This is a genomic window from Pirellulales bacterium, from assembly GCA_019636345.1.
Taxonomy (GTDB): Bacteria; Planctomycetota; Planctomycetia; order Pirellulales; family Lacipirellulaceae.
The window spans coordinates 180,911-193,089 of sequence record JAHBXQ010000006.1; the positions used below are offsets into that span (position 1 = coordinate 180,911).

Sequence of the window (12,179 nt, forward strand, 5' to 3'; positions counted from 1 at the left end):
GCCGGTCATGCTCCTCTTCCGCAAAGCTTGTCTGCTGGTCGCGGGATCGGCCGCGATCCTGGCGACGGCGCTCTCGGCCCGCGGCAACGAAACGTGGTCAGCCGCGGCGGCTATTGCGGCGCTGGCCGCGGCAGGGGGCCTCGGAGCCGTTCCCGCTCTCGTCGGATATCAGTTCACGCTGTCGATCGTCGCCGTGGTCGGCGCGGCAATGCTGCGGCCCGCGTGGTTCTTGTCCGTCGGCCCCTTGAACGTTCTGGGGGTTGAGATTCCCGGCGTCGACCTGCGCGCTCCCGCGCTGCTGCAGGGCATCGTGCAACTGGTCATGTTCGGCATGGGGACCAAGATGAGTCTCCAAGACTTCGCCGGCGTGGCGAAGATGCCCCGGCCGGTTCTCATCGGCCTCGCTTTGCAGTTCAGCGTGATGCCGCTCACTGGATTCGCGTTGGCCACGGCGTTCGGATTCGAGCCGGAGATCGCCGCCGGCGTCGTCCTGATCGGTTCCTGCTCCAGCGGATTGGCGTCGAACGTGATGTGCTATCTGGCGGGGGCGAACCTGCCGTTATCGATCACCCTGACCGCACTGGCGACCTTGTTAGCTCCGGTGATGACCCCGTTCTGGATGCGCATCTTGGCCGGGGCGGTCGTCGAGCGAAGCTTTCTCGAAATGATGGTCGACATCGTCAAGATGACGATCGTGCCGATCGGCGCTGCAATGATCCACAACTATCTGACCACGGCGAGTCCTGCGGCTTGGCGACGGACCCTGCTGGCGGCGGCCATCGCGGCGGTCGCCTTCGTGCTAGTTCGCACCGTTGCGGCGGCCAATCTCGCCGACCCTTCCGCGCCCTTTCCCATGCCGACGACGCTGGCGTCGTATTTGCTCGCGGCGCCGGTCGCGGGGGTCGCCTATCACTTTCTCGCTGCCATGGCTCCGGGGATTGATCGCCGCATCCATCTCGTTTCCATGGCGGGGATCATTTACTTCACCGCGGTCACGACCGCCGCAGGACGCGACAACTTGCTCGTCGCCGGGCTGGCATTGTGCGCGGCTGCCGTGCTGCATAATCTAGTCGGATACGCCGCCGGGTATGGATTCAGTCGCATTGCGGGACTCGATCGCGAGTCGGCGCTGACGGTCGGATTCGAGGTTGGCATGCAGAACGGCGGCATGGCTGCGGGGCTCGCCAGCGCCATGGGAAAGTTGTCGACGCTCGGCTTGGCCGCGGCCGTGTTTAGCCCGTGGATGAACGTGTCGGGGTCATTGTGGGCCAACCATCTGCGGCGACGGCGGAGTGAAGCTCGCGCCGCCGCCGGCGACGCTGCGAGCGACTCCGCTCTCCCGTTGCCCGCGGCGCCCGTCCCTCCTGACAGCGTCTGACCTGGTCGATCACGCCGATGCTCGTCTCCTCCCGTAGTTCAATCCGACTCGCCCTCGCGACCGCCGCGGCGGCGCCCCTGCTGGTCGTCGCTTCCTGGCGGTCAAGCTTGGCGGCGGAACCGCTCGTCGGCATGGGGCCCGACGGCAAGCTCGTCTATCGCGTCGATGAGCTCGGCAATCGCGTGCCCGATTTCTCGTCCTGCGGTTACGCCCGCAGCGAACGCCCGATTCCCGAGGCGCCGGTCGTCCTCACGGTCGCTCCGGCGGAAGGTGACGACGGTCCGCGAATCCAAGCCGCGCTCGACTTCGCGGGGAGCCCTTCGGACACGACCAAGGGGCCGCGTGCCGTACTGTTGCTCCCGGGCGACTTTGAGATCGCCGGACAATTGCGCATCCCCGCGGGAACCGTTCTGCGCGGTTCGGGCGCCGGCCCGGGGGGGACGGTGTTACGGGCGACGGGAGCCGATCGCCGGGCGGTCGTCGCAGTCCTCGGCCGCGGCGAGCCGGAACTGGCGGGCGATCCCGTCGCCGTTCGCGACGAATACGTGCCGGTCGGTGCGACGCGACTCCCCCTTGCGGCGTCCGCTGCCTTGGCCGTCGGCGACCGCGTGCAGGTCGTTCGCCCTTCGACTGCCGAGTGGATTGCCGAGATCGGCGCCGACGCGTTTGGAGTCGGCTGGCGCCCTGGCTCGCGCGATCTTCGTTGGGAACGCACAGTGATTGCGGTCGACGACGTCGCGATCGAGCTCGACGCGCCGGTGACGACGGCGCTCGATCCCCGTCGGAGCGGAGGTTACGTCCAGCCGTTTCAGTGGAGCAAGCGGATCGCCGACGTCGGAGTCGAAGATCTGACGATCGAAGCGGTCGTCGACTCCGACAATCCGTGCGACGAAGATCACGCGTGGTACGGGGTTGAGATCGATCGTGCCGAGAACTGCTGGGTCCGTCGCGTGCGGTTTCGCAAGCTGGCTGGAGGAGCGGTGCATTTGGGGACGGAGACTGTTCGCATCACAGTCGCCGACTGTGTTTCGCAGGAGCCCGTCTCTGAGCATGCCGGGTATCGTCGTCATACATTCTTCACGCTCGGGCAACAGGGGCTTTTTGTGCGGTGCTGGTCCGAACAGGGACGGCACGATTTTGCGATCGGGCACTGTGCCGCGGGACCGAACGCGTTCGTCAACTGTTTCGCTTACAAAGCCCTCGACTTCAGCGGGCCGATTGAAAGCTGGGCGTCAGGCGCCCTGTACGACAATGTGCGGATCGACGGCCATGATCTGTGCCTTCAGAACAACTGGGCGGCGCCGCCAGGGACCGGCTGGTCGGCTGCCAACTGCCTGCTGTGGCAATGTCGGGCGGCGACGGTCCGCTGCTTCCGGCCCCCGGGCGCCCAAAACTGGTCAGTCGGCAATTGGGCCGTCTTCGCCGGCGACGGGGTCGTCGAATCTCCCAGCGACTTTGTGAAGCCGCAGAGTCTGTTTCAGACGCAACTTGCCGAGCGCGTCGGGCGTGACGCCGCCGAGGCCCTGGAACCGTTCCTGGGCAAGCCAATCGGGGCCACGAACCCCACGTACGCCGAAGCCGAGCGATTCGTCGCCCAATCGAGCGTCCCGGCTCGTCAACTGCGGGACGTGATCGAAGAGAACCTCGCTACGGCGAGCAACGAGAGATCGAGTCGCACCGCGAAGGGCTCTCGCTCGCTGCCTCAGATTCTCGCCGAGCGGTCGGATCTCCGCGCACCGAAGACGATCGACGCGGAGGCAGCCGCTCGGCCGATCCGACTCGCGAACGGCTGGCTGGTGATCGGCGACGGCGTGCTCGTCGGCAAGCGGTACTCCCCTCCGTGGTGGCGCGGTACGATGCGCGCCGATGGCGCCCGCGAGTTCGGCCCTTCGGTCACGCGATTCGCCCCGGGCCGCAGCGGCCCCGGTCTCACGGACGACGTGCCGACCGTCGCCGCCCAACTCGCCGCGGCGGGGTACGCGGCGTACGACCATCATTACGGCCTGTGGTACGATCGTCGTCGTGACGACCACCTGATGGTCCGTCGCGCCGACGGCGCCGCGGCTCCCCCGTTCTACGAACAGCCCTTCGCTCGCACTGGCCGAGACGCGGCCTGGGACGGCCTGAGCAAGTACGATCTCACGCGATTCAATCCGTGGTATTGGAATCGGCTGCGCCAATTGGCCGGCGAGTGCGACGCGCGCGGAACGCTGCTCATTCACCAGCACTATTTTCAACACAATATTCTCGAAGCGGGAGCTCACTGGGTCGACTCCCCCTGGCGTCCCGCGAACAACGTCAATGACGCCGGCCTCCCCGAGCCGCCGCCGTACATCGGCGACAAGCGGATCTTTGTGGCTCATGAATTCTACGATCCCGCGAACGAGTCGCTGCGGCGGCTCCACCGCGGATACGTTCGCCAGTGTCTCGACGCGTTTGCCGATCGCACAAACGTGGTTCACTCGATTGGCGCCGAGTACACCGGCCCGCGGGAGTTCGTCGAGTTCTGGCTCGATGAAATCGCGGCGTGGCAGCAAGACAACGAGCGTGATGCACTGGTCGGGCTCGCCTGCACCAAGGACGTGCAGGACGCGATCCTGGCTGATAATGCGAGACGAGAGATCGTCGACGTGATCGACGTTCGTTACTGGTGCTACGACAAGAACCTTAACTTGTACGCCCCGCCGGGGGGCGTCAACTTGGCGCCGAGGCAGCATCTGCGGCAGTTGCAGCCCGAGGCCGGCTCGTTTGCGGCGATCGTCAAGGCGGTCTCTGAGACGCGCACGCAGCACCCTGACAAGGCGGTCACGTTCTTCGCCGGCGAGAACTGCCGCACCGGCGAAGACGGTTGGGCCGTGCTGGTCGGAGGCGGGTCGCTGGCCGACGTGCCGCTGTCGCCTGACCTCGCCGCAGCGGTCGTCGCCATGCGCCCGGCGCCAGGGGCCGTCGACGGGGGGTGGGCGCTAGCCGACGACAAAAACTGCTGGCTCATTTGCCTCGACCCCGCCGGCAAGCAAACAAGCATCCGTGGTTTGCGGTCCCGGGGACGATACCGAGCGACCTGGATCGACGAACGAACAGGCGCCGCGACGCGCTCGGATGACCTGCTCGTCTCGCCCTCCGGAACGTTGACGCTGCCGAGGCGGGGTCGCGTTTGCCGGCTAGAATTGCTCGGCCCGTAATCACGGCAGTCGTCGACGACGAAGGCGCCCTCGTCAATGCTTTGCCCGCGAAGCGTTTGCTACTCGACTCGCAGCCACACGCTCATCTCTCCTGGGCCGCGATTGTTCCACGCGAAATAGGGGACAAGCAGCACTCCGACCGGCTCGCCAGCGTCACGAGTCAACTCGCGGTAGAGACGATCGCCCCAGGGGATCGTTTTGCGGAATGTCGCCGTCGTTTGCAGCGTCGCCGCCCCTGCAAGGAGGTCCGGCGAACGCTGGGCTACGAACGTTGCATCCGATGCCAGCACAATCTCGTCCATCTTCGTCCCCGCAGGCAAATCGGCCGATTCCAGACAGTACACGATTGGTCCGCGCACCACGGCGACCTGCCCGGTCGCTTCCTCGACAAGGGGGTGAGCTTCGATCAGCCTGGCGCGCAGCGGCAAGTTCAGTCCGACGACGTCGCCGGGGCTCCAGCGGCGGCGCAACTCGGCGTAGGAACCAGCCGCGGCCGCCATCGCCGCCGGTTCGCTGTTGATCGTGATCGCCGCCTCGTCGGCCCAAGCCGGGATCCGCAGCCGCACCGCGAACGGCTCGGCGGTGCATTCGTCGACGGAAATCCGGATCGCGCCGTCCCAGGGATACCCGGTCGTCATGGTCCACCGCAGCGGCTGGCTCCGCAGCGTGGTCGTCAACCGATGACTGCCGTAAAGGTTCACCGTGATCGCGTCCTCGCTTGCGGCAAGTGCATACCCGCCGACCTGGGCGATGATTCGCAGCAGATTCGGCGGACAACAGAACGACGTGAAGAAGGGCTGCCGAGTGCGCGGGAACCGTAACTCGGTCGGCAGCGGATCGACGACCCGCAGCGGGTTCGAGTAGAAGTAGTTCGTTCCCGCGAGGTCGACTCCGGCCAGAACGCTGTTGTAGAGGGCGGTCTCGACGGCGTCGGCGTACTTCGCTTCGCCGGTCAGCAGCATCATTCGCCAACTCCACATCATGCCGGCGATATTGGCGCAGGTTTCGTTGTGGGCCGTCGTCTGCGGCAATTGATAATTGCGACCGTAGGCCTGATGGATGCGCGTGATTTGCTCCTGGGCCGCCGCCCCGTCGGGCGAGGCGCCGTCGTAGAGCGCCCCGCATCCCCCGGTCACGTACTGCTTCTTCGTCGCCAGACTGTGCCACAACGTCGGCAGCGGCGCAAACATGGATTCTCGCCCGGTGGCCGCGAACAGGTCCGCGGCTCCGCAATAGAGATAATTGGCCCGCACGGCATGGCCGACAACTTCGTCTTGGCGATTCCAAGGGACGCGATCCTGATTGTCGTCTCCTCCGGCTGAAACGAGGTCGCGCATCGCGAACAGCCGCTCCGCCAGTTCCAGGTGGGCCGGATCGCCCGTTTCGCGAGCGAGGTCGACCAGCCCGATGTAGTGAGCCGGGCAGACCGAATTGCGGGCCAGTTCCGGAGTCGGGTTCTGGAACGCGACGTTGAGGAATTCCGCGGCCTTCTCGGCGACCGTCAGCAGTTCGGTCCTCCCCGTCGTCCGGTGATCGAGGCAGGCGGTCGTCATGAGATGGCCCATGTTGTACATCTCAAACGCGAACCGATCGCCGAACGGCTGGGCCGATCGATCGCCGTTTCGTTGGCGGATAAGGATCGGCGTGTGGAGATAGCCGTCCTCCCGTTGTGCAGCCGCGATCGCCGCGATCGATCGGTCTATGAGGCGCCCGAGCGCCGGATCGGGCTTCATCGCGTGGCTTGCCAGCGCCGCTTCCAGCCACTTGTAGAAGTCGCCGTCATTCCACTGGGCGCCGTGATACGCGCCCCGCTTCATCCCGGCGGCGATTTCGAAGTGTTCCAGAAACGGCTTGTAGGTCCCCTGCTCCATGAGGCGCCCCATTGCAGGGATTGACGCTTCGCGACACACCGCGACTCGCTCCGCGAGAAATCCGTCGGTCCACGCAACGCTGCGAAAATCAATCGGCCGCAGCACCGCATAGGGTCCGTACGCGGAAGTCGTCTCCGAAGCACTGGCGGAACGAGCTGCAACCGCCAGCGCGAGGAGCAGAAGTACGCCGCTTCTCTTCACAAGTCCAAAAAGAAGTCCCGTGCACGTGCGCGAAGGCGCAAAGCGTCGCGGCAGGCGCCCCTTACTAGGGGGTCTTGCTGGGACAAACAGCAAGTGCCTTGGAATTGCCATCAATACGCTAGCGCGTCCTGGACCTAGCGGTTCACAGCGTGAAATCAGCGCCGACGAGCCGCGATGCCTCATCGAACTTCGTTCGGTGCTCCAGTCAGATTTGCGCCTGAGCGTCTCTGCGCGAACGTCATGGACAGAACGCAACTCGGAATCGCTCGGACAGCGCCGCGAAGGCAGTCCGGCGGCGATCGACGCCGGGGCGAGGATTTGCGACGACGCACTGGTAAAATACATAAAATGGCTGTTGAGACCGAGACCGTGACAAGGCATAGTTCAAGCGGCCCTTTGCCGCCGACCGCCGCTGCGACTAGCATGACGGGCGTTGGTTGCAGGACAAGTCTCGGCGAGCGAAACCATGTGGCGGAATCTACGCAAGCGACGACTTCGTCCGGCGCTTGGCACGGCGCTCGCGCCGTTGTTCCTCGTCGCCGCCGGCCCCGTCGCGGCGGGCGATTTTGCCGTCCTGCAACCGGACGACTACCGCCATTATACCGAGCGGTTCGCCGCCAGCGACGACGAAAGCGTCGTCAACCTCGTCCCGAACGCCACGGCCTGGGAGTGGATGGAAGCCGGGGCGCCGTTGTTCGCGTGTCCGTCCGCGCGGTTCGAGGAAACCTACTACTTTCGCTGGTGGAGCTACCGCAAACATCTCAAGCAGACTCCTCAGGGCGTTCTGTTGACTGAGTTCCTCACGCCCGTCAGCCACGGGGGGCCGTACAACACGATCTCCTGCGCCGCGGGGCACCACGTGGCCGAGGGTCGTTGGCTGCGCGAGCAGGAGTTTCTTGACGACTACGCCCGGTATTGGTTCCGCGGCGGTCCGTCGGGAGGGCCGGCGCCGCACTTCCGCAACTTCAGCAGTTGGCTCACCGTGGCGCTGTGGGAACGACGACTGGCCGTTGGCGACGACCTGCTCGTGCGCGACCTGCTTGACGACATGGTCGACGACTACCGCGCGTGGGAATCCGAGCGGCAAGTGCGCGGCGGCCTGTTCTGGCAATTCGACGTCCGCGACGGGATGGAGGAGTCGATCAGCGGCGGCCGCCGCGAGCGGAACCTCCGCCCCACGATCAACAGTTACATGGCGGCCAACGCCAGCGCCATTGCTGACATTGCCGACGCGGCGGGACGATCCGATCTGGCCGAGGAGTTCGCCGCCAAAGCGAACCGATTGCGTGAACTGCTCAACGCTCGCTTGTGGGACGTGCAGGCCCAGTTCTACAAAGTTCGTCGCCCTAACGGTGCATTTTCCGATGCCCGCGAAGCGATCGGCTTTCTCCCCTGGCGATTCGGTCTGGCGCCCGCCGAGTATGCGCCGGCCTGGAAGCAGTTGACCGACTCGGACGGGTTTCGCGCTCCGCGCGGGCTCACGACCGCCGAACGCCGCCATCCCCAATTTCGCACCCACGGCACGGGGACCTGCGAGTGGGACGGCGCCGTCTGGCCGTTCGCCTCCAGTCAGACGCTCGACGCGCTGCAGAACTTCCTTCGCAGCGACGATGTGCCGAAAGCATCTCGGCCGGTCTCGAAGCGGGACTTCTTCGAGCAATTGCTCGTCTATGCGGAAGCTCATCAGCGGGACGGCGTCGCCTATCTCGGCGAGTACTACGACGAGACGACCGGCAAGTGGCTCATCACCGGGCCCAAGGAACGGCGGAGCCGATACTACAATCACTCGACCTTCGCCGACCTTGTGATCCGCGGGCTGACGGGAATCGTACCGCGGGCGGACGACGTGTTGGTCGTCGATCCGCTGTTGCCGGAGGATGGTTGGGACTGGTTTTGTCTCGATGGCGTTCCCTACCACGGCCGGCTGGTGACGATCGTGTGGGATAGGGACGGCCGGCGGTTTGATCGAGGCGCAGGGTTGTCCGTGCTGGTCGACGGTCGCGAGGCGGCCCGCGCGCCGAGGCTGTCACGTCTGGAGATCGACTTGACCCGCATTCGCTAAGCTGTTGCTTCTCACTGAGACTGACCCTGCTAGGCGCAAGCGGCCCTCGCTTACGCACTTTTCATAGGAACGAAGTCAATATGCCTGCTCGACGACGAATCGCTCTTTGTCAATTGTCCCTCGCACTGGCTGCCGCCCTCGCAAGTCCTGCAGCGGTTCGCGCCGCAGGGGCTTCGTCGCTGGAGTTGTGGTACGAAACGTCGGCCGAGCGGTGGACGGAGGCCCTGCCGGTCGGCAACGGATCGCTGGGGGCGATGGTCTACGGCGGGGCGATTCGCGATCGACTGCAGTTCAATCTCGACACCCTTTGGAAGGGGAGCCCGCACGATTACGCCCACCCCGGCGCCGCCAAGGCGCTTCCCGAACTCCGCGCGCTGTTGTTTGCCGGCCAGCAGCGTGAAGCCGAGCAACTCGCCGGCGAGCGGTTCATGTCGATCCCGCTGGGACAATCGGCGTACCAGCCATGCGGCGATTTGTGGATCGAGATTCCCGGAGCCGACGTCGCTGAGGTCGCCGACTTTCGCCGTAGTCTCGACCTGAAAACGGCGGTGGCGACGACCTCGTTCCGCTTGGGCGATTCACGTTGCACCCGTCGCGTCCTGTCAAGTTTCCCCGCCGGGGCGATCTTCGTCGAATTGACGAGCGATCGCCCGCAGGGTTTGGAGTTCGTTCTCCGCATAACCAGCCCGCACAAGCTTGCCGAGAGTCGACCCGCGGGAGAGAACGGCTTGGAACTCGTCGGCCGCGTCGGCGACGGTTCCCCGGGCTCCCCCGAGCGGCTGGAGGATCGCATGCGGTTCGCAGCCCAGGTGCGCGTCCTGGAAACCGACGGCGCGGTCGAAGTTTCTCCGGGAGGCCTCCGCGTCGCGGGCGCCACGCGGGCCACGCTCGCTCTGACCGGGGCGACCAACTTCAAGAGTCCCGACGAACTGGACGATGCACGCCTTGACCAAGCGAACCAGCGGATCGCCACGCTTCGCGGCACGACGTTCGCCGCGGCGCTCGCCGAGCACTTGGCCGACTACCAGCCGCGGTTCGGCACGGTTTCAATCTCGCTCGGGCCGAAGTCGACCGATTCGCAACCGGCGGAGGCTTTGCCGACCGATCGCCGCTTGGTCCGCTCGCGCGACGTGCCCGATCCCTCGCTGGCCGCTCTGTTCTTTCAATACGGCCGGTATTTGATGCTCGCTTCAAGTCGCCCTGGCAGCCAGCCGGCGAACCTGCAAGGAATTTGGAACGACCAACTCAACCCGCCGTGGGGAAGCAAGTACACCACGAACATCAACGCCGAGATGAATTACTGGCCGATTGAACCGGCTCATCTCACCGAGTGCGTCGAGCCGTTGTTCACAGCCCTCGGCGAGATCGCTCGATCCGGCTCCCAAACGGCCCGCGTCTACTACGACGCCCCAGGGTGGGTCCTCCACCACAACTTCGACCTGTGGCGGGGCACGGCGCCGATCAACGCCTCGGACCACGGCATCTGGCCGACCGGCGGGGCGTGGTTGTGCGAGCACCTGTGGCAGCGGTGGCTGTACGGCGGCGATCGTGAGTTTCTGCAAACGACCGCCTACCCGCTAATGAAAGGCTCCGCGGAGTTTCACGCCGACCAACTCGTCGAGGACCCGCGCGAGCCGGAGCGGTTCCTTGTGAGCGGGCCGAGCAACTCGCCCGAACAGGGGGGATTGGTGATGGGGCCGACGATGGATCACCAGATCATCCGCAGCTTGTTCGCCAATACGATCGCCGCTGCCGACGAGTTGGGAGTTGATCGCGAATTTCGCGATCGGCTGGCCGAATTGCGAACTCGGATCGCCCCCCATCGCATCGGCCGTCATGGGCAACTTCAGGAATGGCTGGAAGACGTCGACAATCCGAGCAACCAACACCGGCACGTGTCGCACCTGTGGGGCGTTTACCCAGGCGACGAGATCACGCCTGACGAGCCGGAGTTGTTCCGCGCGGCGCAGGTCTCGCTCGACCACCGCGGCGACGGCGGGACAGGCTGGTCGCGGGCGTGGAAGGTGAACCTGTGGGCCCGCTTCCGCGACGGCGATCGCGCCCATCGCGTGCTGCACGATCTGCTGCAACTGACCGACTCGCCCCTGGTCGAGTACACGGGAGGAGGCGTCTATCCGAACCTGTTCGACTCTCATCCGCCGTTTCAAATCGACGGCAACTTCGGCGCCGTCAGCGGCATCTGCGAGATGCTCGTCCAGTCGCATCGCACGACGACCGACGGTCGCCCGCGGATCGAACTCCTCCCGGCACTTCCCGCCGCCTGGAGCACCGGCAGCGTCCGCGGCCTGCGGACCCGCGGCGGATTTGAACTGGAGTTCTCATGGAGCGACTCCCGACTCGACGCGGTCCGCGTGAGCAACCCCCGCGGCGGCGCGGCCTTCGTCGAGTTCGAGGACCTGAGTCATTCCGTCGAACTCGCCCCCGGCGAGTCGGCGGATCTTGCCGATTGGCGGTAACGGCTGGGCCATGGGGCATGGGGCATGGGGCGATAGTACGATCGCACGCGAGCCGATTAAGACATGATCCCCCTGTCCCAAGGCCCGATCGTCCCCCAGTTTTCTGGCCGCCCCTATTCCGTCCCCCCCTCCCCAAACACGGCCTTCAAATAGCGCGCGTTCGCCCCGAAATTGCCGACGACGTCGCGAGTCCGCGTCGCGTCGCGCGACCGTTCCATGACGAGCCAGCCGTACCATTGCAGTTCGTCGAGCGTCGCCTTGACGGCGTGCAGGTCGAGCCGCCGGTTGTGCTCCAACAGCACGCCGTCCTCGTCGGTGCAGTGGATCTGGCATACGTATTCGCGGCCGAGCGTCCGAAGTTCCTGGCACACGTCGCGGCCCGCTTGCAGGGCGTTTGCGAAGTTGAAATAACTGCGGATCGTCGGCGAGTCGATCTCCTCGAGCAGCCGGCGTTCCTCCGCCGCGTCTAACGCCGTTTCGATCCCCACAATCACCCCCGCCTCAGCGGCGCGGGCGCCGACCTTCTGCAGCCGCTCGACGATTACGGGCCGCAACTCGGGACGCTTTTGCAAGTCTCCCTGGACCCCCAGCGGCAAGAATGCGATGCGGACCCCCAGGGCCGTCATCGTGGCGAGACAATCGCCGACCATTCGCTGGTAAGTCGGCCGCTCGGCGAACGACTGTGCGTAGAACCCCGACATCGCGACGCTGCAGATTTGCACGCCGGTCGTCTGCGACTCGTCGAGAAACTGTCGCTGCACGTCGGGGTCGGCCAGAGCGTTCTCGAACGTCTCCCGCGCCCCGAGCGAGCCCATGTCGAGCTCGATCCCGTCGGCGCCAATTTCCTGCGCGCGGCCGAACGCCCCCAGTTTCTGGCGTTTAAGGATCATCCAGTCGCACACGCCAATGGGGCGTCGGCCTTTCTCATCCCCAGGCTTGGCCGCCTCGGCCAAGGCGCCAGTCTGCGACGTCAAGATCCCTGCGGCAACAGCGCCCAAAGTGCGACGA

Annotated in this window: 6 protein-coding genes; 4 read left to right on the forward strand and 2 right to left on the reverse strand. The window is 65.6% G+C overall.

Going from position 1 to position 12,179, the window contains the following annotated elements:
• Positions 1 to 7: 7 nt before the first annotated feature.
• Positions 8 to 1,378, forward strand: coding sequence for a bile acid:sodium symporter family protein (locus KF688_15290; GenBank protein MBX3427041.1), 1,371 nt, complete (start codon positions 8 to 10; stop codon positions 1,376 to 1,378).
• 17 nt (positions 1,379 to 1,395) lie between these two features.
• Positions 1,396 to 4,560 carry a hypothetical protein gene (locus tag KF688_15295; GenBank protein ID MBX3427042.1) on the forward strand — a complete coding sequence of 1,055 codons (3,165 nt, stop codon included), beginning with the start codon at positions 1,396 to 1,398 and terminating at the stop codon, positions 4,558 to 4,560.
• Positions 4,561 to 4,619: 59 nt separating this feature from the next.
• Here KF688_15295 and KF688_15300 read toward each other — a convergent pair whose 3' ends face one another.
• The gene (locus KF688_15300; protein ID MBX3427043.1) at positions 4,620 to 6,536 is read right to left on the reverse strand and encodes a glycoside hydrolase family 127 protein; all 1,917 of its coding nucleotides are present in this window, start codon (positions 6,534 to 6,536) and stop codon (positions 4,620 to 4,622) included.
• Positions 6,537 to 7,098: 562 nt separating this feature from the next.
• Here KF688_15300 and KF688_15305 point away from each other — a divergent pair.
• Both KF688_15305 and KF688_15310 read left to right on the forward strand, forming a co-directional pair.
• Positions 7,099 to 8,694, forward strand: coding sequence for a hypothetical protein (locus KF688_15305; protein ID MBX3427044.1), 1,596 nt, complete (start codon positions 7,099 to 7,101; stop codon positions 8,692 to 8,694).
• An 80-nt stretch (positions 8,695 to 8,774) separates the two neighbouring features.
• The gene (locus KF688_15310; protein MBX3427045.1) at positions 8,775 to 11,171 is read left to right on the forward strand and encodes a glycoside hydrolase family 95 protein; all 2,397 of its coding nucleotides are present in this window, start codon (positions 8,775 to 8,777) and stop codon (positions 11,169 to 11,171) included.
• Positions 11,172 to 11,284: 113 nt separating this feature from the next.
• On the opposite strand, the gene KF688_15315 is transcribed toward KF688_15310, so the two are convergent.
• The gene (locus KF688_15315; GenBank protein ID MBX3427046.1) at positions 11,285 to 12,145 is read right to left on the reverse strand and encodes a sugar phosphate isomerase/epimerase; all 861 of its coding nucleotides are present in this window, start codon (positions 12,143 to 12,145) and stop codon (positions 11,285 to 11,287) included.
• Positions 12,146 to 12,179 lie beyond the last annotated feature (34 nt).

Excerpts from the sequence above, each read along its gene's own strand:
- KF688_15290 (MBX3427041.1), top strand. The coding sequence starts at position 8 with ATGCTCCTCTTCCGCAAAGCTTGTCTGCTGGTCGCGGGATCGGCCGCG.
- KF688_15295 (MBX3427042.1), top strand. The coding sequence starts at position 1,396 with ATGCTCGTCTCCTCCCGTAGTTCAATCCGACTCGCCCTCGCGACCGCC.
- KF688_15305 (MBX3427044.1), top strand. The coding sequence starts at position 7,099 with ATGTGGCGGAATCTACGCAAGCGACGACTTCGTCCGGCGCTTGGCACG.
- KF688_15310 (MBX3427045.1), top strand. The coding sequence starts at position 8,775 with ATGCCTGCTCGACGACGAATCGCTCTTTGTCAATTGTCCCTCGCACTG.